The sequence below is a fragment of the Microcoleus sp. C2D2 genome (genome assembly GCF_036702495.1).
In the GTDB taxonomy this organism is placed as follows: Bacteria; Cyanobacteriota; Cyanobacteriia; order Cyanobacteriales; family Microcoleaceae; genus Microcoleus.
Window position 1 is genome coordinate 1 of the sequence record NZ_JAUBTO010000039.1, and the last position, 24,169, is coordinate 24,169.

The 24,169-nt window shown below is 46.5% G+C and carries 18 protein-coding genes and 2 pseudogenes; 12 read left to right on the forward strand and 8 right to left on the reverse strand.

Features of this window, described 5'->3' with window-relative positions:
- Positions 1 to 75: 75 nt before the first annotated feature.
- Positions 76 to 1,317 carry an HhoA/HhoB/HtrA family serine endopeptidase gene (locus QUB61_RS14915; RefSeq protein ID WP_333129461.1) on the reverse strand — a complete coding sequence of 414 codons (1,242 nt, stop codon included), beginning with the start codon at positions 1,315 to 1,317 and terminating at the stop codon, positions 76 to 78.
- 187 nt (positions 1,318 to 1,504) lie between these two features.
- Here QUB61_RS14915 and dnaA point away from each other — a divergent pair, with 187 nt between their 5' ends.
- Positions 1,505 to 2,878, forward strand: a complete 1,374-nt coding sequence (gene dnaA, locus QUB61_RS14920; RefSeq protein WP_333129463.1) for a chromosomal replication initiator protein DnaA — start codon at positions 1,505 to 1,507, stop codon at positions 2,876 to 2,878.
- A 408-nt stretch (positions 2,879 to 3,286) separates the two neighbouring features.
- Here dnaA and QUB61_RS14925 read toward each other — a convergent pair whose 3' ends face one another.
- Positions 3,287 to 3,538 carry a hypothetical protein gene (locus tag QUB61_RS14925; RefSeq protein ID WP_333129465.1) on the reverse strand — a complete coding sequence of 84 codons (252 nt, stop codon included), beginning with the start codon at positions 3,536 to 3,538 and terminating at the stop codon, positions 3,287 to 3,289.
- 279 nt (positions 3,539 to 3,817) lie between these two features.
- Here QUB61_RS14925 and dnaN point away from each other — a divergent pair, with 279 nt between their 5' ends.
- The 4 genes and pseudogenes from dnaN (at position 3,818) to QUB61_RS14945 (ending at position 7,354) form a co-directional block, all read left to right on the forward strand.
- Positions 3,818 to 4,957, forward strand: coding sequence for a DNA polymerase III subunit beta (dnaN, locus tag QUB61_RS14930; RefSeq protein WP_333129467.1), 1,140 nt, complete (start codon positions 3,818 to 3,820; stop codon positions 4,955 to 4,957).
- A 512-nt stretch (positions 4,958 to 5,469) separates the two neighbouring features.
- Positions 5,470 to 6,790 (forward strand): annotated as a pseudogene (locus QUB61_RS14935) (IS4 family transposase).
- Positions 6,791 to 6,814: 24 nt separating this feature from the next.
- Positions 6,815 to 6,919: pseudogene (locus QUB61_RS14940) on the forward strand (ATP-binding protein); the annotation flags it as partial.
- A 42-nt stretch (positions 6,920 to 6,961) separates the two neighbouring features.
- Positions 6,962 to 7,354: a response regulator gene (locus QUB61_RS14945; RefSeq protein WP_445300997.1), complete on the forward strand. Its 393-nt coding sequence runs from the start codon at positions 6,962 to 6,964 to the stop codon at positions 7,352 to 7,354.
- Positions 7,355 to 7,685: 331 nt separating this feature from the next.
- Here the strand turns inward: QUB61_RS14945 and QUB61_RS14950 are convergent, their stop codons facing one another.
- On the reverse strand, positions 7,686 to 8,168 hold the full coding sequence (locus tag QUB61_RS14950) for a hypothetical protein (RefSeq protein ID WP_333129469.1): 483 nt from the start codon (positions 8,166 to 8,168) through the stop codon (positions 7,686 to 7,688).
- A gap of 180 nt (positions 8,169 to 8,348) precedes the next feature.
- Here QUB61_RS14950 and uvrB point away from each other — a divergent pair, with 180 nt between their 5' ends.
- Both uvrB and QUB61_RS14960 read left to right on the forward strand, forming a co-directional pair.
- Entirely contained in the window at positions 8,349 to 10,361 is a 2,013-nt protein-coding gene (gene uvrB / locus QUB61_RS14955) for an excinuclease ABC subunit UvrB (RefSeq protein WP_333129472.1), read from the forward strand.
- Between the two features lie 68 nt (positions 10,362 to 10,429).
- A complete protein-coding gene (locus tag QUB61_RS14960; protein WP_333129474.1) occupies positions 10,430 to 10,843 on the forward strand; it encodes a DUF2281 domain-containing protein in 414 nt (137 codons plus the stop codon).
- A gap of 42 nt (positions 10,844 to 10,885) precedes the next feature.
- Here QUB61_RS14960 and QUB61_RS14965 read toward each other — a convergent pair whose 3' ends face one another.
- The 3 genes from QUB61_RS14965 to QUB61_RS14975 all read right to left on the reverse strand — a co-directional run bounded on the left by QUB61_RS14965 (position 10,886) and on the right by QUB61_RS14975 (position 15,394).
- Positions 10,886 to 13,570: a P-loop ATPase, Sll1717 family gene (locus QUB61_RS14965; protein ID WP_333129476.1), complete on the reverse strand. Its 2,685-nt coding sequence runs from the start codon at positions 13,568 to 13,570 to the stop codon at positions 10,886 to 10,888.
- Positions 13,571 to 13,572: 2 nt separating this feature from the next.
- Positions 13,573 to 14,178, reverse strand: a complete 606-nt coding sequence (locus QUB61_RS14970) for a hypothetical protein (protein ID WP_333129479.1) — start codon at positions 14,176 to 14,178, stop codon at positions 13,573 to 13,575.
- A 178-nt stretch (positions 14,179 to 14,356) separates the two neighbouring features.
- A complete protein-coding gene (locus QUB61_RS14975; RefSeq protein ID WP_333129481.1) occupies positions 14,357 to 15,394 on the reverse strand; it encodes an NADP(H)-dependent aldo-keto reductase in 1,038 nt (345 codons plus the stop codon).
- A gap of 215 nt (positions 15,395 to 15,609) precedes the next feature.
- On the opposite strand from QUB61_RS14975, the gene QUB61_RS14980 reads away from it, so the two are divergent.
- From QUB61_RS14980 to QUB61_RS15000, 5 genes are all read left to right on the forward strand, one after another.
- Positions 15,610 to 16,749: a DegT/DnrJ/EryC1/StrS family aminotransferase gene (locus QUB61_RS14980; RefSeq protein WP_333129483.1), complete on the forward strand. Its 1,140-nt coding sequence runs from the start codon at positions 15,610 to 15,612 to the stop codon at positions 16,747 to 16,749.
- A gap of 149 nt (positions 16,750 to 16,898) precedes the next feature.
- Positions 16,899 to 17,774, forward strand: a complete 876-nt coding sequence (crtB, locus tag QUB61_RS14985; protein WP_333129562.1) for a cyanoexosortase B — start codon at positions 16,899 to 16,901, stop codon at positions 17,772 to 17,774.
- A complete protein-coding gene (locus QUB61_RS14990; protein ID WP_333129485.1) occupies positions 17,774 to 18,493 on the forward strand; it encodes a cyanoexosortase B system-associated protein in 720 nt (239 codons plus the stop codon). Before crtB ends, QUB61_RS14990 begins: the two co-directional genes overlap by 1 nt.
- A gap of 129 nt (positions 18,494 to 18,622) precedes the next feature.
- Complete coding sequence (locus QUB61_RS14995; RefSeq protein ID WP_333129489.1) at positions 18,623 to 20,185, forward strand: polysaccharide biosynthesis/export family protein; 1,563 nt, start codon at positions 18,623 to 18,625, stop codon at positions 20,183 to 20,185.
- A 185-nt stretch (positions 20,186 to 20,370) separates the two neighbouring features.
- Complete coding sequence (locus tag QUB61_RS15000) at positions 20,371 to 22,599, forward strand: AAA family ATPase (RefSeq protein ID WP_333129491.1); 2,229 nt, start codon at positions 20,371 to 20,373, stop codon at positions 22,597 to 22,599.
- 532 nt (positions 22,600 to 23,131) lie between these two features.
- On the opposite strand, the gene QUB61_RS15005 is transcribed toward QUB61_RS15000, so the two are convergent.
- Positions 23,132 to 23,410 (reverse strand): hypothetical protein, encoded by a 279-nt coding sequence (locus QUB61_RS15005; RefSeq protein ID WP_333129493.1) that lies wholly within the window; start codon positions 23,408 to 23,410, stop codon positions 23,132 to 23,134.
- Complete coding sequence (locus tag QUB61_RS15010) at positions 23,400 to 23,573, reverse strand: hypothetical protein (protein WP_333129495.1); 174 nt, start codon at positions 23,571 to 23,573, stop codon at positions 23,400 to 23,402. The genes QUB61_RS15005 and QUB61_RS15010 overlap by 11 nt, the downstream gene beginning before the upstream one ends.
- Between the last annotated feature and the right edge of the window lie 596 nt (positions 23,574 to 24,169).

Sequence of the window (24,169 nt, forward strand, 5' to 3'; positions counted from 1 at the left end):
CCTTCTTCCTTCTTCCTTCTTCCTTCTTCCTTCTTCCTTCTTCCTTCTTCCTTCTTCCTTCTTCCTTCTTCCTTCTTATCGAACTTTTTGAATCGGCAAACTCCCCGGTTTAACAGTCAAATTAACTATTTGCCCGTTGCGGTTGATTTCCATTGACAACACACCGCCAACCTTAGCATTTTGCACGAACTCCTGAACAGCTTCCGACTGAATAATCGGCTGATTATTAATTTTTTGAATCACATCTCCAGCCCGCAAACCTGCTGCTGCTGCGGGAGAATTAGGAACAACGCTAACAATAGCCACACCCCGATCGACTGCAACTCGCAGGCTGCTGTTAGCATTGCTGTTAATTTGCTGCTTAACCTCCGGAGTCAGCGTCGCCATTTCAATGCCTAAATAAGCGTGTTCGACTTTCCCTGTCGAAATCAGTTCCTTCGCCACCTCTTGGGCCGCCTGAATGGGAATCGCAAACCCCAATCCTTGAGCACCTTGAATAATCGCCGTATTCATGCCAATAACTTGGCCCGAAGCATTCAGCAGCGGGCCGCCGGAATTCCCCGGATTAATTGCAGCGTCTGTTTGAATAAAACCGATCCGCTTGTCGGGTACGCCCACATCAGAGCTCGATCGCCCCGTAGCGCTAATAATCCCTGCAGTTACGGAATTGTCCAAACCCAAAGGATTGCCGATCGCGATCGCCCATTCCCCAGACAACAGCTTATCCGAATTGCCGATCGCCGCTACAGGCAGAGCGTTCGCCTCAATTTTCACCACAGCCACATCCGTCACCTTATCCGCCCCCAACACCTGCCCCTGAAAGCTGCGGCCGTCCTTGAGAGTTACATTTACGGTATCGGCTCCCTCTACAACGTGAGCGTTAGTGAGAATGACGCCGTCGGCACCGATGACAAAACCCGAACCAGTGCCCCGTTCGATCCCGCCCCGGCCGCCCGAATTCGGTTCTATGCCAAAAAAATCTTCCGGCGACAGCCCTCTATTTCCCGGTTTCACCCGGCGCGAAGCATCGATCCGAACCACTGCCGGACCCACTTTTGCCACCGCAGCCACAATAAAATTCACATTACCTGCATCGCCCGACAAGGAAGCAGGCGGCAAGACATTGCTAGCTCGATCCTTTGTATTAGGAGGCAGTTGCAATTTCGGTTCCAGGGCCCTTTGTCCCGAGTCGCCAGAATTTGCACGAAATTGAGAAACCGTCAGACGATCGCCCAACATGGCGGCCCCGGCTCCCGTTACCAGCAGCAATATGTAAATTGCCGGTTGCTTCCAAAATTTGCCAGTTGAACTTTTCATGGCCACGTTTTTAGGCTTTCCTGCCAAATCTAAATATTTGCTGAGCAGCTACCCGATACCAGGCGCAGGGCTGCAGAGCGGCAAAAATTTTGGCGATCGGCAGACTCCCTTAAACTTTAGCATCTGAGGAATAAACTCTCTAGACTGTAGAATTAATATCTTGTATGCCGATCGGCAGAGGTGAGCAGTGGACATTCCCCTCGAAAGTCTGTGGAATCAGATACTTGAACGTCTCCAGGTACAACTGAGCAGACCTAGCTTTGAGACGTGGATCAAAACTGCCAGGGCCGAACAACTCGAAAATAACTGTTTGATCGTCAGCGCCCCCAACCCCTTTGCTCGCAATTGGTTGCAAAAATATTACGTCAAAACCATTGCCGATGCAGTCGAAGAAATTCTCGGCTATCCCGTAGACATTTACTTGACAATTGCCGGAGGAAACGAAACAGGCGGCAGCAGTGACTCCGCCATGATTTGGCCGTCCCCCATCGCTGCCGATGTCCCGGAAAGCCACTCGCTTCACCCCCCCAAACCCGCCAATTTAAACCCCAAATACCTATTTTCCCGCTTTGTCGTCGGTTCCAACAACCGCATGGCTCACGCGGCCTCCCTCGCGGTAGCCGAGTCTCCGGGCCGAGAATTCAATCCCCTATTTTTGTGCGGTGGCGTTGGTTTGGGCAAAACTCATTTGATGCAGGCGATCGGTCATTATCGCTTGGAAATTGACCCCAACGCCAAGATTTTTTACGTTTCTACTGAGAAATTTACTAACGATTTAATTGCCGCTATTCGCAAAGACAGTATGCAAACTTTCCGCGACCATTATCGGGCTGCCGATGTTTTATTAATAGATGATATCCAATTTATTGAAGGCAAAGAATACACTCAAGAAGAATTTTTTCATACTTTTAATACTTTGCACGAATCCGGAAACCAAGTAGTTTTAGCTTCCGACCGTCCGCCACAGCAAATCCCCCGCCTGCAAGAGCGTTTGTGCTCCAGATTTTCCATGGGATTAATTGCCGACATTCAATTGCCAGACTTGGAAACTCGGATGGCAATTTTGCAGAAAAAAGCTGAGTATGAAAATATGCGGTTGCCGCGAGATGTCATTGAATACATTGCTTCTAGTTACACTTCCAACGTTCGGGAATTAGAAGGTGCTTTGATTCGCGCGGTAGCATATCTTTCAATTACCGGTTTGCCGATGACCGTGGAGAATATCACCCCGGTTTTGAACCCGCAAACTGAAAGCGTAGAGGCGACTCCCGATGCAGTAATTACAGTTGTGGCCGAGGCGTTTGATGTTTCTGTTGAAGATTTGAAAGGCATTTCCCGCAGGCGAGAAATTAGTCTCGCCCGTCAAATAGGGATGTATTTAATTCGGCAGCATACTGGTTTGAGTTTGCCGAAAGTTGGCGAAGTGTTCGGCGGAAAAGACCACACGACTGTGCTTTACAGTTGTGACAAAATTGCTCAGTTGCGGAACACTGACCCGAATTTGGCCCAAACTTTGCGTCAGTTGAGCGATCGAATTAACGCTGTCAGCCGCAAAAGTTGAACAATCAAGGAAGAAGGAAGGCACGACACGGATTCGGACACGGATACACGGATAAACAGATAGCCAACTCTGGACACCCCACGGTGCCGTTTCCCTACCCCCAAATAATCAATCGCACTCGATGAGAGATGTAACCATCGCCCGATTAATTTTCGGGAAACGTCACAGCGCCGTATCCTGACTGTGGGTAATAAGCTGTGTTGCATCTAGATTGCCTATGGTATTAGAGAGGGAGAGGGGGTGAAGGGGAGAGGGGGAGAGGATTTGACGATTTTTGATCGGGACTCGAAATATACAATTTAAATGCACAACAGCTTATCAATTTCGATGGCACCGGATTTGAGAAAGGCCTGTGGAAAAACCTGTGGAAAATTTGCCCGGAGTTTGTGGAAAACTTTACTCGATCGCTCACAATAGTTTTTGCACCAAAACCGACGGGCGATCGACCGCACCAGCTTTTCCACAAGTTTTCCACAGGTAATTCTTAGTTACAAGTGACGCCCAGCAAGCAGTTAACTTTTTTTTCCACAGTTTCCACAGGGCGATCGGCACAAAATAATTCACTAAAATAAAAAAATAGGCGATCGCTTCGCACCCTACACAGATAGTTCGCGACGCGCGCTGACCGAAAGCATCCAGGATACAAGCCCCCGGATTCATCCGTCCAGAAATAAAAAACCTGTATCCGATGAAACTTGCCCCCCGAATTTATCCGTGGGTTCAAGGCTTCAATTCTTTAATCTAAAATCTAAAATCTAAAATCGATTGACCTGATAAACCGGGTTTCTACGAAGATTTCTCATTTTTACAGACCAAATTTTGCGTAGAAACCGGGAATAAGCGCCCATCAGAGGAGCCCTGACAGAGAAAAACCGACCCGCCGGCTTTCTGTGATACCATTTGTTTCTGTTTCAAATCCGGTTAATTAACCTTCCACCCATGAAATTGGTTTGCAGCCAAAGTGACCTCAACGCCAACCTCTCGTTGGTAAGTCGGGCCGTTCCCTCCCGCCCGACACATCCGGTACTAGCCAACGTGCTCTTAGTAGCGGATGAGGAAAATCAGCGGGTTAGCTTGACAGCTTTCGATCTCAGTTTGGGCATTCGTACCAGCTTTGCAGCAGAAGTGACTGGCGGCGGCAGTTTTACCATACCCGCTAAATTACTCAACGATATTGTTTCGAGACTCCCAGATGGAGAGATTACTTTAGAAGACGAAGCGGGAGAAACAGTAGCATATCTCACTTGCAGTTCTGGCAGCTACCAAGTTAGAGGCATGGGCCCGGAAGAATTCCCCGAATTGCCCGCAATCGAAGCCGGAACAATCCTCAAATTGCCACCCGAAGCCTTGATAGAAGGACTCAAAGGAACTTTATTTGCTACTAGCCCCGACGAGGCAAAACAGGTACTTGCAGGCGTGCATTTAAAGGTATTGCAAGATTGTCTGGAATTTGCAGCTACAGACGGCCACAGATTGGCAGTAGTTCAAACTGCAAATGAAAAAGGCGAAGGGGAAGAAACCGAGGAAGAATTTGAGGTGACTGTTCCCGCTAAAGCATTGCGGGAAGTAGAAAGAATGCTAGTGATGCGACAGTGGACTGAACCTGTCACCCTGCATTTTGAACAGGGTCAAGTAGTGTTTGAATGGGCCGACCAGCGGCTGACAACTCGCACCTTGGAAGGGCAATATCCCGCCTATAGGCAGTTGATTCCGCCGTCTTTTGAGCGGCAAATTACCTTAGAAAGGCGATCGCTATTAGCAGCAGTAGAAAGAATTGCAGTTTTTGCCGACCAAAAAAATAATATTCTCAAATGCAGCATCGACGAGGAGAATCAGGAAATTACTTTGTCTGTAGATGCTAAAGATGTCGGCTGTGGCAAAGAGTCAATGCCCGCCCAAATTTCGGGAGACAGCATAGATGTTGCTTTCAACGTGAAATACTTAATTGACATTTTGAAAACTGCTCAATCCCCAGAAATTCAACTGCAATTAAACGGTGCTTTAGCACCAGTAATTTTCCAGCCTTTGGGCGGAGTTAATGCTACATTCTTAGTAATGCCCGTTCAGCTAAGAGCTTAAAAAGAGTCAGCAGTCAGTAGTCCTTAGTCATTAGTCAGTAGTCATCAATCAACAGTCAACAGTCAACAATCACCGATGGTGCAACTGGAATTTATCTAATTTATCTGCGTTAATCGGTGTTAATCTGCCTGTATCTGCGGTCATTGGTAACAAGTTAAAAGGAAGTAGATTTTGTCAATACTCCTTTGTGTAGAAAGATAATTGAATAATAATGATAATCAAACAAGGGGGTAAAGGTGGGAGAGTTTGAATACGGCGGACTATCCCACCGACAGCGATTATCATTATTAATAAGTGGTGTGCTCGCTCTAGTCGCGGGCGCTCGCTGGTAGTTGCACCGCAAGCGCTCTAATTGCGGGCAAGCGCCAAGCGTCCGGGCCCGCATGATAGTTGCGGGCGTTGGTATTATCAAACGATAGAATTGACAAAAAATTGAGCAATTATGTAGGTCAGTAAATATGGCGTCAAGTCAAAAAACCAACCGTGACCATGCCAAAAAAACCACCAGACCGATGGTGGAAGATGAGGTGATTGCCTCGCAACTATCGGCATTACTTACACCAGCCATCACCTCACAAGAAAATTACTACCGTCAGCTGGGTTTACGAGGGAGAATTCTTAACCTACCGTTGATGGTAGCAGCGGTATTAACTTTACTGTGGCGAGACGTGGGGGGAGTGACAGAACTCACAAGAATGCTGGCAAGAGAAGGTTTTTTGTGGTGCCGACCTACGACAGTTACTCAACAAGCAATGTCTCAAAGGTTTTTAAGTTTTCCTGCTTGCTTATTTGAGGGAGTCTTCAAAAATTTATTGCCAAGTTTAAGAACTGCTTGGTACAGGAGAAACCAACGACCTCTACCAGAAAGCATTCAATTTGCCTTGAGGAAATTTTCACGAGTTTGGATAGTAGAGAGCTGCGACGCTCGAAGCATTATTTTGCAAGCTCAAAAGCCTAGAAGATGTGCCAAGAGGGCAGTTGGCAGGAAAAATGGCAACAGTCATAGATTTAATGACCAGGCTACCTGTCGAAATTTGGTTTCAGGAAAACCCCAAAGCTTCTGATGTGAAGCTGGAAGAAAACATTTTGCAATTGGTTGAAGGCAAAACATTACTTTTACTGGATAGGGGCTTCTATCATTTTAGCTTTTGGCTCAAATTAATCGAACGAGAGATTCACTTAATTACTCGGTTAAAAAAAGGAGCATCAATTAAAATCGAGCAAGTATTCACCCAGAGTTACGACCTTCGAGATAGTCTAATCCGTTTAGGTTCAGGAACTGCAAAAACTCCATATATCACCTTACGTCTGATTGAGGTTCGTTCTAGCAACACCTGGCATTCTTATTTAACAAGTGTACTTGACCCTCAGGTGTTACCACCCTACGTCGTGGCAGATTTATATCGCAGGCGGTGGCGAATTGAAGAAGCCTTTAATACCGTTAAAAGACTCTTGGGCTTAAGTTATTTGTGGACGGGTTCTCTCAACGGTATTCAGTTACAAATTTGGGGGACTTGGCTATTTTATGCTGTCTTGGTCGATTTAGGTGATACTGTTGCTGACCAACTCTGTTTGCCAATAGATGCCATCTCATTAGAAATGATTTACCGCGGTCTTTACCATTTTTACGTCGCCCATCAACAAGGTAAGGCAACGAACCCGATTTCATATTTCACGGCACCTGAAAATCAAGATTTAGGTATTGTTAAACGACAACGAAAACCAAATATTAAGTTAATTGTCGCGCCTTTTCCCGAACGACAGCGAGACCCTGACCAATTTTTCTTTAAGGCTGCTACGGAAATCCCCTTGACAACTGCCATGCAGCCTTAACTTGTTACCAATGCCCGCAGATACGGCGGCACCGGTTTGGGGCTGACAATTAGCCGGAAGTTTTGTCAGATGATGGGCGGGGACATTACGCTTGAGAGCAAGTTTGATTGCGGTTCTACTTTTACGATCCGGTTGCCGGTTGTGGTAGAAAGCCAGAAAGAAGAAAAAGAGGTGCGATCGAAACCGCTGGGGCTGCCCGCTGCTGCTACTGTCCTAGTGATTGACGACGATCCAGACGCGCGGGATTTGATGACCCGCTGCTTGTCGAAACAGGGATTTCGGGTGCGATCGTCGGCTTGCGGTGAAGGAGGGCTGCTGTTGGCTAAGCAGTTGCAGCCAGACGCGATTATTCTGGACGTGATGATGCCGAGTATGGACGGCTGGGCGGTGCTGTCGGCGTTGAAAGCCGATCCGGATTTAGCTGATATTCCGGTGATTATGATAACTTTTTTGGACGACAAAAATCATGGTTTGAAATTGGGAGCGGCGGAGTATTTGAGGAAGCCTTTGGATTACAAGCGCTTTGCTGCTTTATTGAGCAAATATCAGGGTCTCGGGAAGTAGTTATTAGTCATATCTATTCTGCTTGCACGAGCCAGATATTGTTGACTGTTAACTGTTGGCTGTTGAATTAAATTATGCTTTCCAACTGACTATATTGAGAACTGCTGTAAGTGGCAAATTCCGAAGATGTTCTGAGGCGCTTGTTTCATTTTTTGCAGATAGAGTTGTTCATACCATAAATCAGCAAGGGCGATTGTGAAAATTGGTAGGGTTAAATAAATCACTTGATATGATTCAATTGTTCGATCGCGTTCGTCAAGAATTTCTCTAAAAATGTTTCATTAGCCATTAGTTAACAGCGAAAAACTAATAACTAATGACTAATGACTAATTAATCTAAGAAGCCCATTAATGCCGAGCTATCGTCAATTTCGTTTGAGGCAATAGGGCGGTTTCCTCCCATTGTGGAGTAAACTTCATCAATGTGCAGAGTGCTGATGGCAATAGGGCGGGCACCGGACATACTGAACATTTCGCTGACTTGCATGGCGCTGGAGCCGATCGGGCGATTGCCAAGTGTAGCAACCACTTCAAAGTCGCTGGATTCGACCGGGCGATTGGCTACAATGCCGTAGGTTTCGCTGATGTGCAGGGTGCTAGTGCCGATCGGGCGCTCCCCCGATATCGAGACGATCTCGCTGATGGTAAAATCGTCTGGGCCGACGGGGCGGTTGTCATGCAGGTGTTGGGGCTGATAAAGTTGAATTCCTGTTGCTTTGGCATCCGTGGGTTCTGTCGCTTGGCTTTTGGAACTTGCTTTGCCGCGGCGGGCGAGTGCTTTGCCTTTGCCTGTACCTGTACTGCTCGTATCCATAATTCTTTTCCTCGCTTATTGCTGTTGATTGCTGGGTTCGGACAACTGCTTTTGTGGGCTTTCTGCTTTCTATTTGGGCCGATGATTAAAATAATATTACAAAGTTTAACTATTTTATTAAAGAAATTGCAGAATCTCTGCATTTTTGTTAAGATTTATGGGTAATAGCTACATTTTCCTATGGTAACTGCGGCAGCATCTTTTCAATTGCAAGCGCCCTTCCAGCCCACAGGCGACCAACCGCTAGCGATCGAGCAACTTGTCAAAGGCATCGAAGCGGGCGATCGATTTCAAACCTTACTCGGCGCCACAGGTACGGGCAAAACCTTCTCCATTGCCTCGGTGATTGAAAAAGTTGGCAGACCCACCTTAGTCCTAGCACACAACAAAACCCTAGCAGCTCAACTGTGCAACGAACTGCGAAATTTTTTCCCGAACAATGCAGTCGAATACTTTGTCAGTTATTACGACTACTACCAACCTGAAGCATACATCGCAGTCACCGATACTTTCATTGAGAAAACGGCAGCAATTAACGACGAGATAGATATGCTGCGGCACTCCGCCACGCGATCGCTCTTTGAACGTCGTGACGTGATTGTAGTTGCTTCAATTAGCTGCATCTACGGTTTGGGAATGCCCGCAGAATACCTGAAAGCGGCTATTCCTTTGCGAGTAGGAATGGAAGTCAACCAGCGGCAAGTTTTGCGAGATTTAGTCAACGTCCAATACAGCCGCAACGACATAGATTTAGGCAGAGGCAAATTTCGCGTCAAAGGCGATGTTTTGGAAATCGGTCCCGCTTACGAAGATAGAATTATTCGCGTTGAATTCTTCGGGGACGAAATCGATGCCATTCGCTACGTTGACCCGGTAACAGGTAAAATCCTGCAAAGTTCAACGGCTTTAAATATCTATCCAGCGCGCCACTTTGTCACTGCCGAAGATAAATTAGAGGCTGCTTGCCAAGGGATAGAACTCGAATTAGAAGACCGACTGGCAGAATTTGAAAAAGAGGGGAAACTATTAGAAGCTCAGCGGTTGGAACAGCGGACGCGCTACGATTTGGAAATGCTGCACGAGGTAGGATACTGCAACGGAGTCGAGAATTATTCGCGGCATTTAGCAGGGAGAAAGGCGGGGGAACCGCCAGAATGTTTGATTGATTATTTCCCGAAAGATTGGATGTTGGTGATAGATGAATCTCACGTCACAGTGCCGCAAATTCGGGGGATGTACAACGGCGACCAAGCGCGCAAGAAAGTATTGATCGAACACGGTTTCCGCTTGCCCAGCGCGGCCGATAACCGCCCTTTAAAAGCAGAGGAATTCTGGGCAAAAGAGAATCAGTGCATCTTTGTTTCTGCTACGCCTGGGGATTGGGAAATGGAAATATCTGAAGGCAGAGTCGCAGAGCAAGTTATTCGCCCTACCGGAGTAGTAGATCCGACAATTTTTGTGCGCCCGACGCAAGGACAAATTGATGATTTGTTGGGGGAAGTTAAGGAGAGAGTAAGTCGGGACGAGCGTGTGTTGGTGACGACTTTAACGAAGCGGATGGCGGAAGATTTAACGGAATATTTGCAGGAAAGGGGAATTAGAGTGCGGTATTTGCACTCGGAAATTCAGTCGATTCAACGCATCGAAATTATCCAAGATTTGCAGGATGGTAAGTTTGATGTATTGATTGGTGTTAACTTGCTGCGGGAAGGTTTGGATTTGCCGGAAGTTTCGCTGGTGGTAATTTTGGATGCGGATAAAGAGGGGTTTTTGCGATCGGGACGTTCGTTGATTCAAACGATTGGAAGGGCGGCGCGGCACATTCAGGGACAGGCTATTCTGTACGCGGATAATTTGACGGATAGTATGGTTAAGGCGATCGACGAAACGGATCGACGCCGGGGGATTCAGCTAGCGTACAATAAGATGCACGGGATTACGCCGCAGCCGATCGCCAAAAAGCGATCGAGTAATGCGATTTTGGCGTTTTTGGATGTGTCGCGCAAGCTGAATTCTCAGCAGTTGGAGGAGGTTTACGAACAGGTAAATGAGTTATCTTTGGATGAGATTCCTCAGTTAATCGGGCGGTTGGAAGCGCAGATGAAGGCGGCGGCTAAGAAGTTGGAGTTTGAGGAGGCGGGTAAATTGCGCGATCGGATTAAGCATTTGCGGGATAAGCTATTGGGACATTAGACTTCTGATGCAAAGCAGAGTCTTGAGCAGGCAAGATGCCTGCTCCACAAGAATTATGCGAGACATAAATGAGCAAATTTCAATTATTGGATGCAGTGACTTTAACCGAAGCAGTCGCCCTCGCTGATGGCGAGATTGCACCGCAACAAACAGCCGGGAAAATTGTTGAGGTTTTCAAGAACGGTGAAGCTTATTTAGTAGAATTATTTGGGGGATGGGTGAAAGCAGAAGTTGGCGGGGATTTTGTGCCTGCAACTGAGGATGAACCGGGCGCATTTATGGAAACGATTGGTCTTGAAACAGTTTATCCGCATCAGTTGCAATTAGTAAAATCTGCCGATGAAATGATGGGGATTCGAGAGCATTTACTGTCGGTTTTAAATAATTTACCTGACGAGTTAGTGGCTGAAGTCTGCGATTTTGCGGAGTTTTTGCAGGAAAAACAGCAAAAAGTGCGCTCGCCCCAAACACCTGCCAGATAAACTGCTAGGACCTGAGGATTGAAACTGAGCAACTTACTAATTTCAACCTCCCTGTCCGGGACGGCGTGCCAGAGCTATAACTTTCGGACGCCCAGCAGCCGTTAGCACAAATCCCAATCCCAAACGGAAAATCTCTGGCATATAATACTCATCCTTTTCACGAATAACTACGCCATTATCTTCCAAAATTTTCATTTCTTCCAGTGATAATTGGATTGTATCCCGTATGAACGGGATTTTTCGGTTTGCTTCTGGTAAGTCACGCAACTTAGCAAATACATTTTTCAAGCTAGTGTTTTCATTTTCTATTTCTTGTATTTTCTCGTGGCTGCATTCAGGCAATGCCCCCTTAATGGCAGGCGGGACAAGTATTCTGTCTTGGAAACGGGTATCATTGACAGACCCTTTGGCAGCTAAATGTAGGAGACGTACTAAGTCTCTTGCTTGAATTTGTCCTCGGAAATCTGACAGCGCTGCCAGCGTAAATCTCGCAGAACCTGCTTCTTTAGAGCGCTCACTTCCCAGTCTTTTACCCCATAAAGGTATTAAAGCTTCAGTAAGCTCGACTTCACTCATATCATGAAGTTGTGTAATGTTAATGCTGGGAAGTATTGTCGCTAAATTAGCTACCCAAGCAACCAGTCTGAGAGCTTCTTCCCGATCCCACTTCAAGGCATAAGGTTCATATCTAGCCATCATTTGAGCAGCATTTTGGCGCACAGTCGCAAGCACCATATCGCGCCGCACAAAAATGATAATACCTAATGGCAGACCGGGTTGTTGTCCCAGCCACTCTGGTACATCCTGAAGTAAAGCTCTCAGAGCTATTTGTTGACGTTCCTCAATTGCAAAGTTTTGGAAAAGGTCTTCTAAGCCGTCAATGACAACAATCAGTTGTTTTTTGGTTGCTACCAGATGTTCAGTTAATTTTCTACCTGCACCTTCTATTTTAGATGTTTCTGTTTTGGAGTCTTTGTTTTGAGGTGCGAAACCAATACCCAAAGCTATTACATCTAACCAACGATCGCGCCACTGCCCTTCGTGCAAATCGAGATCATAACCATCTCTAATATAATCCTGGATAGCTACGCTATTTCCCGATATCCCAAAACCCAGTACCTTTGCTGCTTGCATTCGCACTTCTTGAACTCTCTTTTTAGCAGATGCCTGAAGGTTACTTGACTCCAAAAGCGGGCAAATAACAGCATTAGATTCAATTTCTCCGACACGCGCATCTCGTACAAAAATTTGCCAATTTTCTCGATTAACAATCTGAAGAAAAGTATAAGTCTTTCCTGAACCTTTCGCCCCAACTATCACCACAATGGGGAGGCGATGCCGATTATCCGAAGCCAATTTCCGCAAGGGATTGGTAGGTAAAAACTCCTCGACTTCTCCATTCTCTGCATATACCGATTCTTTAGCTCTATCTTGGAGTAGTTCTCTTTGAGACTTTAAGTTCGTAAGGCTTGTTGGACTCTGTTGTGCTTGCTTACCGGGCAACCACTCCACTAAGGGACGTACAGCATCGACAATTCCCGATCGCTGAAGGCGATTGATGACATCTTCCCATGCCGGAGGCAAAACTAGCAAACTATCAGCGAATGGTGTAATTACTCTTAAAAGTTCGCGGTCTTCTCCTATAATTTTTCTCGAAGCTTCAAGCAGTTTATTGTCTGCTTCCAATACTAGATCGGTGCCTTGTTCATTTTCCGGAACCTGGGTAATAATCAGTGTGGGTAATGGGTCAGTATCGCGGGTCGAAGGTGATTTTTCTCCCAGCAGCTCTAGAAGTCGAATTGTCCCTGAAATAGACTGTCCGCTCAAGGTAGTAACAAAGATCCGGTAGACTCGCGGATCTAAAATCAAACCTGCGGCAAGTTCGGAAATTCCAGCCCGTAGGTCTACTATCACAACATCTACGCCTAAAGCTTTCCCAATATTTGCTAGGAGATTGGTCAGAATAAAAGGGTTTTTTGCACCTACAATTAGATGCTCTGGTCGAATTTGTATAGAAAACAACTTTTCATTTGAACGGAATGAAGGTAAGACAAAAATACCATCAGTCAAGGAACTCAAAAGTCTGTCGGCAACTAATTGAATCGCATCTTCCGCTTCAGGAGAGGGATCGCCATGAGCCAGAGCAAGAAGATCGGCAAAAGATACAGGTGAATTAGGCAACCTCCGCTCAAAAACCCAACTGATTCCAGGTGCTTCCATATCCCCATCTACAAGCAGAACTTTCTGGTTTTTAGAAGTTAGAGCCTGTGCCAACGCAAGAGCATGGGTTGTACGTCCCACGCCACCTTTAAACGAATGGAAAGCTACTACTGGCGGTAAATCAGATGGTAAAATCTCTGGATATTCAATATCTTCGCTAGGATGCCAAATCACTGCTGGTCTGGACAAACTGGGGGTTAGTCTACGAGTAGATGGTTCTTCTTCTGTCTCCTCAAAAAAAACTGGGAGAGTACGTTCATGGTTGGGGAGACTTTCTAAAACAATCAAACCCTCTACCATCTCTTGCTCTGGATTAATTCGGAACCGAGGATCATAGACCTGGTACAACCAATGCTTTGCTTGTTCTTGAGTGCCGGGGCGAATTCCCATAGTTAGCTCGTCCCAATAAGCTCTTGCCCATAGCAGCCATTCTGGCCACTGTTGCATTCGCAGTAGGACTTCTTCTGCGTCAACCCAAGTGTAAAGACGAATATCTGACGGAATCATCGCTATATTTCCTTTTTAATCCAGTTGTAGATTTTTTTCAGCCACTCAACTAGCTGCTGTTCCTTAGCGGGGTTCATCCCAATTCCATATCGCCATACTTGATGAGCTTTGGCTACTTCTAAGTCAGCTCCACTAAAAGCCAAGCTGAAAGCAGGCGCATTACCAATGCTAGCAGAAATTCTGAGTTCTTTTTTCCATCTATTTAAATTATGGCCATCTGGAGATAAAAGTGTTGAGTCGGCAATATCATTTGTCGTTCTGAGATTATTCTGTTTTAACCACACACACTTCATGCCGCATTCAGCAGCATAAAAGAGTAACAAGTAAGAGGAAATGCCTTGCGTTTGTTGAGATGCGGCCTTATGAGCATTAAAGGCGTTCTTCAATCCCCTCACATCAGCAGCAACCATTTTAGAGCCTTGCTTTTTTTTTTGACCTTTGATTTGGACTAGATCATTTTGTAGCTTATATAAATAATTGAGTTGCTCAGACTTTTGTTCTGAGTGGATTAGCAATTCGATGTCCTTCAATAACTGCTCGATCGCATTCAGTGTTGGCCGATCGAGATTCAGTTTAGAAAAGTCTAGGTTGGCTAGAGAGTCGGGCATAGTAGCTTTGAATGTATTATTCTTATATTATAGCTGAGCTATCAATACCTAACTACCTAAAAATTAGTAGATGCTTGGCAAGATAAACTGTTGCCGATTTTTGGCTTTAGGAGGGCAGGCAAGCTTGCTGCCACGGTTAGCCTGCCCCATAATATTCAGACTTAAGACCAGTTGTCAACTACGGTGTCGGATTCGGATACTTAGCGTGCACCGCATTGATTTCCGCTATGATATCCTTATCCAAATTCACCTCCAAACTACCGATATTTTCCTCCAACTGTGCGAGACTGGTTGCACCGATAATTGTGCTAGTTACAAACCAGCGCGATCGCACATACGCCAAAGCCATCTGCGCCGGACTTATCCCATGTTTCCCCGCAATCTCAACATACGCTTTCACCGCATCATTCACATTAGTTTTATCGTAACGCTGACCAAATCCCGCGAATAAAGCCAACCTAGAATTTTCTGGAATTCCATTCAAGTATTTACCCGTTAACAGCCCAAACCCCAAAGGACTGTAAGCCATCAATCCCACATTCTTAAAACGGCAAGTTTCTGCTAAATTTATGTGAAATGTCCGATTGCTCAAACTGAAAGCATTCTGAATCGAAACAACCTTCGGTAAGCCGTGTTTTTCAGCCAACGTGCAAAACTCGCAAACTCCCCAAGGCGTCTCGTTACTCAAACCCAAATAGCGGATTTTGCCAGCTTTAATTAAGTCAGCAAATACCTCTAACTGTTCCAAAATCGGTACAGTTTCGTGCTCTTGGGCGATGTCGTAATCCGGCGCGCCAAATAAGGGGACGTAGCGGTCTGGCCAGTGGATCTGATACAGGTCGATGTAGTCAGTTTGCAAGCGTTTCAGGCTGTCATTCAGGGCTTTTTCGACATTTGGGCGATCGATCTGATTTTTCCCTTCCCGAATCCACTTTAATCGAGTGCTTCTGCCCGCCACTTTAGTAGCTATAATGACTTTATCCCGCTGCTGTTTCGCCAACCATTCGCCGATATATTCCTCTGTTTTTCCCTGAGTTTCCGGTTTTCCAGGGACGGGATACATTTCTGCCGTATCGATAAAGTTGATTCCTCTATCGATCGCAAAATCGAGCTGTTGGGCCGCTTCTGCAACGGTGTTCTGCTGGCCGTAAGTCATCGTACCCAAACAGATTTCAGATACTGATAAGTCGCTGTCGCCGAGTTTTTTGTATTCCATGATTGCGATTGCTTACTGCAAAATTCTCTGATTCTATATTACCGAAAAAATCATTTAGTTGCTGAACAAAAAAAAGTAAGTGAAGCGCAGCTATTTTGTAAAAGTTCTCCCTTTTCCCTCTTTCACTCTGCGCCCTCTGCGCCCTCTGCGGTTAAAATATTTTAAAAGCTATTTGCCCTTAAATGTTAATATAAAGAATTATGCCCCGATAGTTTATGAGTAACCGTGCGCCCAAAATTCCTTTTGTAAATCTCTCCCTGCAACACCAACCAATCCAATCCCAAATATCAGAAGCAATTAGAAAAATTATCCAGGAAGGACACTTTATTTTAGGCCAAGCACTCGCCGAATTTGAAACAGCATTTGCAGCAGCTTCTGGAGTAAAATACGGCGTAGGAGTGGCTTGCGGAACAGATGCGATCGCTCTGGGACTCCAAGCTTGCGGCATTAATCCGGGCGACGAAATTATCATACCCGCTAACACTTTTATCGCCACCGCGATCGCCGTCCTCCAAGCCAAAGCTATACCTATTCTTGTAGATTGCGACCCGGAAACCGCCCTGATTGACCTCACAGCAGCCTCCACAGCAGTTACCTCGAAAACTAAAGCAATTATCCCCGTACACCTCTACGGTCAAATGGTGTCGCCCGGGCAGCTTTTAGATTTTGCGAACCGCCACGATTTGATCGTATTTGAAGATGCCGCTCAAGCGCACTTAGCCCACAGAGAAGGATACCGCGCCGGTTCCATTGGTAAAGCAGCAGCATTCAGCTTTTATCCCAGCAAAAACCTCGGTTCTTTTGGCGACGGCGGGATGTTAATTACTAACGATGCAGAGCTCGCAGACAAAATGCGAACTCTCCGCAATTACGGAGCACCCAGTAAATATTTACACACAGACATCGGTACAAACAGCCGTCTCGACAATTTGCAAGCCGCCGTGCTCAACGTTAAATTGCCTTACTTAGAAAAATGGAATCGCGATCGCACCGCCGCCGCCCAACACTACGATACTCTACTAGAACCCCTGAAACACAAAGGCATTGTACCGATCGCCAACCACAGCAGCAGCGGTCACATTTATCACCTCTATGTTATCCAAATTACTGAGGAAAGCTCGATCGACCGCAACACCCTTCAGGAAAAACTCGCCCAAGACGGGATTCAAACAGGCATACACTATCCCGTACCTTGTCACCTGCAACCCGCCTACCAAAACTTAGGCAATCGGGGCGACTTCCCCCACGCAGAAACCCTGTGCCAACAAATTTTATCATTGCCGATTTATCCCGGATTGAGCAATACTCAGATCGAGGATGTAGTTGGGGCGATCGCACTATCATTGAATTGCTAATTGTTCATAAAATTTATGCTGCAAGTGTTTCAAGCAGTAGGGTGCGGTTCTCAAAGCGTTTTTGTGGAGAATTAACAAATCTTTAACTCACAGTTCAAAACCGCAAAGCGTTGCGAATCCAGCGCGGCCATCTCAAAACTTCTCAAACCATGCACATCCAGCGCAGAATTCGCATTGTTTTGAAGCGATACCTCCTGGGGGAAGGTATCACGGTGCTCCTAGTACTGCTGTACGCCCCCCTGCTAGTACACTGGTACAATGGCTGGTTGAACAAAAACATCAGCCTCGAACACGAATATTTCAGCCACGGACTAATTGGTTTGCCCTACGCAGCTTATATTGCTTGGACGAACCGAAAGTGCTGGCGCCGCTTGCCCAACTCACCGCATCCTTTGGGAGGCTTTTTGCTGGTACTAGCGACGCTTTTTTATCTGAGTCGCTTGAGCGATTTAGTAAATTTCTCCCTGCCAGTAATGCTAGCCAGTATTTGCTTATCTTTAAAAGGAATTCCCGGCTTGCAATTGCAGGCGATGCCGCTTTTATTCGTATTTCTTGCCTCACCAAACCACATTCCTTACCTCATAGAACCCTACGCCTTGCCGTTGCAGCAATTCATTGCTGAAACATCAGGCTTGATATTAATTAACGTTGGTCTCAACGTGAGAGTGGAAGAAATTTATCTGTACGTAAACGATCGCATTGTAGAAGTTGCTCCTCACTGTGCAGGCTTTAAAATGCTGTTTACCAGTCTTTACGTCAGCTTAATTCTGCTGGATTGGACGGGAGTTTGGAGTTCCCGCAAAAGAAGCATTTTGTTTTTAGTGAGTACATCTATCATTAGCATTACTTCCAACATTTTCCGCAACACTTTGCTAACTTACTTTCACGGAACCGAGAGAGAGGGGCTTTTTACTTGGCTGCACGCCGGATGGGGCGGAGACTTGTATTCTGCTTGTATACTAGGCTTATTGGTACTTCTCCTCAACGGGGTGGAAAAGTATTTCCCAACCCAGTCTGGCAATTAATGAAACAGATGATTTCAGCACGGAAATTATTGCGGCGGTATCAATTATCTAAAATTATGGTACTGGTGTTTTTGCTGGTATTGGTTGGGGCAGTAGCAATTCCCGGCTACGCGACGGGAAGGTGGCCTTGGACAAACCCGCCACCACTTGCCAACCTCAATCAATTAAGAAGTTTGCGCAAAAACGGGATGACAATTCCCGGATGGGAGGTTAGCCGCGTCCAGAATAACGTCCAAATTGGCGGTCACAGATGGTTAGTTGAAGAAATTAAAAACGATCGAACAATTGGTCTTTTATTGCTGTTGCCTCAAAATAGCCCCAAAAACCAGCCCCAAGTAGAATGGCTAGATATCGATGGATTTCATCGGTGGCAAACAGATTCTCATCGCACTTTGAGGTTTACAGTTAAATTAGGGTCAATACCCGACAAGCCACCGCCTACTGTCGAGGCCCGGTTTTTCCGTAGCTGGACTCCCCAACAAACTTTTGCTGTCCTCCAGTGGTACGCTTGGGCTAACGGGGGTTCTCCAACAACCAGCCGCTGGTTTTGGGAAGACAGTATGGCTAGACTGTGGAACCGCCGCGCCTCTTGGGTTGCTGTCAGTATCATCGTTCCCATTCAACCGCAGAGCGACATTAAGATAGCTCAACCATTGCTCGAATCTCTCGGCAAAATTGTTCAGGCTAAATTAATTGCAGAAACTTTTCGGTTTGAGTAAGTAGGTAGGTGCAAATAAATCGGGCTACGGGGTGGGCGGGTTTTGGCACAATAAACTGCCTCCTAGTAAATATCCGGCTTCAACCCGCCCCTACAATATCTTATTGTTTTTTCGCGCGGCTCTACTTAGATGAAACTTAAAAGTCAGCTAATTATTCAAAATATTTCTGTTTTTAATTCTCCCAAAATGCGAGTAAAATCCACAATTAAAAATCGCGTTGCTGTTTCCTTGGCAGGCTTGTATTCAACTGCTTGGACTCTATCTTTTGCTGCTGTATTCTGGGGCTTTAACAGCAAAATTTTTTCGGAAACGGCTTTAGCTCAATCTGTTGTTCCAAGAGACGAGCGGCTCGTGCTACCACCGCCACCGCCGCCTGCCAATTTCAACCGGGAAATTAACCCAGCTTTTCGGAATCGGCCCTACCGCCTGGGCCCGGGAGACCAGATTTCTGTTCAAGTTCAGCGCTTCCCCGAGCTAAATTTTACAGGTGCAATCAGTCCTGAAGGGGTAATTGTACTGCCGCTAATCGGAACAGTAAATGTGCGCGGTCTCACAGTCGAAGAATCACAGCAGCGCCTCCGGGAGCGCTTTTCCCAATTTATCAAAAATCCTCAAGTCTCGGCTGCTTTGGTGGTTCAGCGCCCTGTAGTGGTGACGGTGACGGGGGAAGTGGCGAGACCGGGTTTTTATCCGCTGCAAACCCCCCAGCTTCCGGCGGCTCTGGCGGCTGCTGCTGGGACTACTCAATCGGCCGAACTGCGGGCGGTGCGGGTGCGGCGGACTCTGCCTTCCGGTGCTGTCGCCGAGCAAATTGTTGATATTTTGACACCGCTGCAAACTGGTATTGCTCCGCCGGATTTGCGTTTGGAAGATGGAGATGCGATCGTCGTACCGTATAAACAGGTTATGCCCGTGAGCAAGTCCGATCGAGATTTAGCATCTAGGTACAGCCTAGCTGCTGCCGCTGTCCCCGTCCAAATCACTGTCACCGGAGAAGTCAGCAAACCGGGTTTTTACACGCTTCCGGCGGGTTCTGGTCGAATTTCGGCTGCTTTGGTGCTTGCGGGGGGAGTCACGGGAAAAGCCGATTTACGGGCGGTGCGAGTGCGGCGGACTACGGTGGACGGTTCGTCGGTGGAGGAACCAATCGACCTCTACACTCCCCTAGCAAAGGCTAACGATTTGTTCGATTTTCCTTTGGCCTCGGGAGATGTGATTGTCATCCCGGAATTAGACCCTAGTACCAAAAACCTAGACTATGACAAAGCTCTGGTGGCGAGGTCTACCCTGATTAAGCCCAGGATCTACGTTCGAGTTTTGAGTTACGCTAGTGGTGGTTTGACCTCGTTCTACCTAGAAAATGGCAGCAAGTTTTTGGATGCTCTCAACAACTTGCCTGTTAATCTTGCTGACTTGCGGAAAATAGCCCTGATTCGGTTCGACGAAAAGCAAGGTAGAGCAATCAACCGTTCGATAGATGCTAAAGCTGCTTTGGAGGGCAATGTTTCTCAGAACCCGATGCTCGAAGATAATGATGTAATTGTGATTGGTAGGAATCTGGTTGAGCGCATTGGTTATGTAATCAATAGTTTTACTCGACCATTCCGCGATTCTTTGGGATTTATTCTGTTCTTTGAGCAATTAAGAAATGGGGTGACTAATCTGTTCGGACCGTCACCTAATGATAGGTAGTCATAATTTGCGATTTGCGATTTTCGATTGGTAAGGACTTATGACTACCAGGGTGGGAAGCTTGCTTAAAGTTGCATTTTTTTAGTGGTCGCAGTAGTTATTAATCATTAGTCATCAGTGATTAGTTATGAATTATCGTTAAGAATTAGCAAGCTAAAATCTAAAATCTAAAATCTAAAAACGTCATGACTTTATCCGTTGTTAAACGTTATTTAATTGCTTTCGACCAATACAAGTGGGTGGGACTGGCTACTCTGGCGGTGACTGTGGGCGTGTCCGGAGTAGTGGCTTTGCAGCCAACTCCGCCGCCAGTTTACGTTGCTGCAGGTATGCTGGCATACCGCCGGCTACCGGTAATTTTTTCATCGACTACTACTAAAATTCAACAGGAAGGACAAGAAATAACTAAAGATATGCTGCTGGATAGAAGGGTGGTTGAAGCAGCAGCGAAAAAAGTAAATCTTTCTGCTAAAAAGCTGGCAGCAAACGTGCAGGTAAAGATGCCGGGTAAGAATAATGACGCCAGCGGTTTGATTCAAGTATTGTACAAAAATGCCGATCGCAAAAAAGCAGAAGCGGTAGTAGAGGCGCTGATGAAGGAAATGGTGGCTCGCAGCCAAACTATTAATACTTCTAGACTGCGAGAAATGATCGCCCAAATTAACCAGCGCTTGCCGAAAGTAACTCAGGAACTCAGAAACACGGAAGCAAAACTTGAAGCCTACGAAAAACGAGAAGCAACTTCAATTTTAGCAGCTCAGAGTGGTGTACTGCCACAAGCGATTACCAACAGCCAACAGCAGCAGCGGCAACTCCGCGTGCAGTTGGGAGGAATTGAAGCTCAAATTAACAGTTTGCAGGAGCGCTTGGGATTGAATGTGGAGCAAGCTTACGTCGCTCAAGCACTCTCTGCCGATCCAATTATTGCGCAACTGCGAGTGCAATTGTTTTCGCTCGAATCTCAGCTCAAAATTCTCCGCAGCGACTTGCAGGAGGAACACCCAAAGATTGTAGAATTGGTCAAACAAAAACTTGTTTTTGAGCAGCAGTTGCAGCAGCGACAGTCTGAGGTGCTCGGCGGTAACGGGGTGGCGGCTCCGCTCAGAAGTGCCGATCGAATTCGGGTAGACTCTTCTTTAGACCCGGCCAGACAGCAGTTAGCTCAAAGTTTGATTGCTTTGCAAACCCAGCGGGATACTGTGCAACAGCAACTCCAAGGAATCGAGAAAACAGAACAAGAATTGCGCCGGGAACACGCGACAATCCCCAACAAGCAGTTAGAACAAGGGCGGTTGGCCCAGCAAGTGGCGCTGAAAAAATCTCTCTACGATAAGATGCAGTCGGCTTTGGTAGATGCTGAGGCGGCGGTAGCTGAGACAACGGGAAGTTTGACAATCGCCCAACTTCCCAAAACTAATGACGTTGAGTCAAACAACAGAGGTTTGCCCGTGATGCTGGCGGTGGGGGGATTTGTGGGATTGCTGCTGGGCGGCGGGTTGATATTTTTGTTGGGGATGCTCAACGGCAAGTTTTACAGTTGGGAAGAAGTGCGGGCGGCTTTGGTGGAAAAAGAGGTGCCAATACTGGGAGTTTTGCCTCAAGTGACGGTGTTTGATTCCTACGGGAATCAAATGCCGCTCGTCCTGGAGGCAAATTCTCCCTATTTGGAATTTTACGAGCGGTTGCGCACTAATTTGCGCCGGATCGGGGACAAACCGGTGAAGGTGGTGCTGCTGACTTCGGCGACTGGTTTGGAGGGGAAAACTTTTACCGCTTACAATTTGGCCATTGCGTCGGCTCGATCGGGTAAGCGGACTTTGTTAATTGAAGCAGATTTGCGATCGGCTTCTAATGTTGAATCTTTGAAAATCGCCGCCTCACCTCTGGCGGCGGTGGAACCTTTGCACTATTACGGCAATATCAGCGAGTGCGTCCTTTTGGTTCCAGAGGTAGAGAACCTATACGTCGTGCCGAGTCCGGGTTTTTTGCAGCAGGCCTGTGCCGTACTCGAGTCGAGCGAAATGCGGAGATTGTTTGAGGATGTTCGCAACCGCTTTGATTTTGTGGTTGTGGATTCTCCGGCGTTGAGCGAGTGCAACGACGCGCTGACGCTGGAACCGTACACGGACGGTATGATTTTGGTGGCGCGGCCTGGTTACACTTTGTCTAGTATGTTGTCTGAGGCTGCCGATCAATTGCTGGAATCTGACGAGGAGGAGTCGCATAAATCCGGGCCGCAGTTGTTGGGAGCGATTATTAACGGTGCTGATATTGCGGTGAAGGTCCGCAACCATATTGATGAATTGGAGTTGCCTTTGAGTGCGATCGGCGATCGGGCGATCGAAGTGCGATCGAGGCAATTACCGCAGCAGTCAAAGCCTAAAAACAAGGCTATTAATAGTAAATTGAGCTAATTTATGTGGCTTGATTCTTCTAAAGCAATCCTCAACAAAATGTGAATATTTTGTAGGTGCAACCTAAGCAGCTTAAGCCGAAAGCACCGTTAACAGCCACTCGATTTTAGATTTTAGATTTTAGATTTTAGATTTGAATAATCGACTCCACAGATGAATCTGGGAGGCTGAACTTTGGTCTAACATTTTGCCATCGGGGTGGCTCCTGTTTTCAAGCAAGTATCAGTTTTTGGGCGAGTTCAACACTCAACATTCAGTCGATTTTAGATTTGAGATTTGAGATTTAAAAATTGACTCCACAGATGAATCTGGGAGCGGGAAATTAGGTGTAAAATTTTTCGCTTGTCAACAGTCAACAGTCATTAGTCATTAGTCATTAGTCATTAGTCATTAGTCATTAGTCATTAGTCAACAGTCAACAGTCATCAGTCAACAGTCAACAGTCATCAGTCAACAGCTAACAGTCAACAGTCAACAGTCAACAGTCAACAGTCAACCGTTAACAGTCATTACTTGAAAATGTGTCATCGCACTATTGATTGGATTCCGGGCGTTTCTGGCGTTTGTTCTGGATAAACTGTTCCAAATCGGCGATCGCATCTTCAAAATCCGACAAATTAATTTTCGCAGGTCTAGCCTGCTTCGCCGGACTCGAAGACTGACTCGAAGGCTTAGCTTGAGGCGGCCGAGACTGAGGTTCTGCCGCTGGACTACTGCTCGATTCTATATAATCAAACAATTCATCCAGGGACTGAAAAAATGATTGAGCCGAGGCCCGGCGTAAATCTTTCTGGTCGTAGTCATCCGTCATAAGCCACTCCATAGACTCTAAAAGTTGCCAACAAACTCTGCCCGCCTCCGGTGCGTGCAGACATGAAAACCCGACTAAAACAAGCAGGCGGACACAATTTAACCGGAGGGTGGAATGCCTGCTGCTGAACTTGCTGCCCCAATATAAAAGCTGCTGCGGGCATTGTCAGCCTTTAAACTATATTTAACTTTACACCCGCCTACTGAGCGATGTGAGACTTGGTGCAGACCCAGCTCAAAATCATCAAAATTGCTGGGTTAGAAACCCCGTCTTTCCAGGACGGCTTTACATTAAATCAAAACCCCTTTCGGAGCGGAGGGGTATGGTTGCCCCTCCATTGGAGATATGGTTGTCTCCATCCCATTTTTGGGTAACGTTAGCTTCGCCAAAGTTTAGTGAGCTTGTTAGGCCCAAAGCACTGTTCCAGTGACCTTAGAACTGTTTAACCTTGAGCGATAGAGCGGAAAACTAGCTACGCATTCTCCGGTATCGTGACTCAAAAAACATAGTCCGCTTGCGGACTTAGGCCCGTCAGAACGGCTTGTTAGATTTCTCTTCCAAGCCTCATGCCTTTAGGCTGAGGTTCCTGACTGACTCTGAAAAAATCTTAGTTACGGCTCTTTCGTTGTCTAATTAACCCTAGTCTAGTCGAGAATAAGGAGACAGGACTTGCGCAACTATTACCGCTGTTCCAGGGTTGCCATGGCAACGCGCCAGCTCGAAAGGACGGACATACGGTGTTTTTTGCTTGAGTCCTAA

Coding starts and splice junctions, on each gene's coding strand:
- QUB61_RS14915 (WP_333129461.1), bottom strand. CDS start 1,317: ATGAAAAGTTCAACTGGCAAATTTTGGAAGCAACCGGCAATTTACATA.
- QUB61_RS14925 (WP_333129465.1), bottom strand. CDS start 3,538: ATGAATCCGGGGGCTTGTATCCTGGATGCTTTCGGTCAGCGCGCGTCG.
- dnaN (WP_333129467.1), top strand. CDS start 3,818: ATGAAATTGGTTTGCAGCCAAAGTGACCTCAACGCCAACCTCTCGTTG.
- QUB61_RS14950 (WP_333129469.1), bottom strand. CDS start 8,168: ATGGATACGAGCAGTACAGGTACAGGCAAAGGCAAAGCACTCGCCCGC.
- uvrB (WP_333129472.1), top strand. CDS start 8,349: ATGGTAACTGCGGCAGCATCTTTTCAATTGCAAGCGCCCTTCCAGCCC.
- QUB61_RS14960 (WP_333129474.1), top strand. CDS start 10,430: ATGAGCAAATTTCAATTATTGGATGCAGTGACTTTAACCGAAGCAGTC.
- QUB61_RS14965 (WP_333129476.1), bottom strand. CDS start 13,570: ATGATTCCGTCAGATATTCGTCTTTACACTTGGGTTGACGCAGAAGAA.
- QUB61_RS14970 (WP_333129479.1), bottom strand. CDS start 14,178: ATGCCCGACTCTCTAGCCAACCTAGACTTTTCTAAACTGAATCTCGAT.
- QUB61_RS14975 (WP_333129481.1), bottom strand. CDS start 15,394: ATGGAATACAAAAAACTCGGCGACAGCGACTTATCAGTATCTGAAATC.
- QUB61_RS14980 (WP_333129483.1), top strand. CDS start 15,610: ATGAGTAACCGTGCGCCCAAAATTCCTTTTGTAAATCTCTCCCTGCAA.
- crtB (WP_333129562.1), top strand. CDS start 16,899: ATGCACATCCAGCGCAGAATTCGCATTGTTTTGAAGCGATACCTCCTG.
- QUB61_RS14990 (WP_333129485.1), top strand. CDS start 17,774: ATGAAACAGATGATTTCAGCACGGAAATTATTGCGGCGGTATCAATTA.
- QUB61_RS14995 (WP_333129489.1), top strand. CDS start 18,623: ATGAAACTTAAAAGTCAGCTAATTATTCAAAATATTTCTGTTTTTAAT.
- QUB61_RS15000 (WP_333129491.1), top strand. CDS start 20,371: ATGACTTTATCCGTTGTTAAACGTTATTTAATTGCTTTCGACCAATAC.
- QUB61_RS15005 (WP_333129493.1), bottom strand. CDS start 23,410: ATGACGGATGACTACGACCAGAAAGATTTACGCCGGGCCTCGGCTCAA.
- QUB61_RS15010 (WP_333129495.1), bottom strand. CDS start 23,573: ATGCCCGCAGCAGCTTTTATATTGGGGCAGCAAGTTCAGCAGCAGGCA.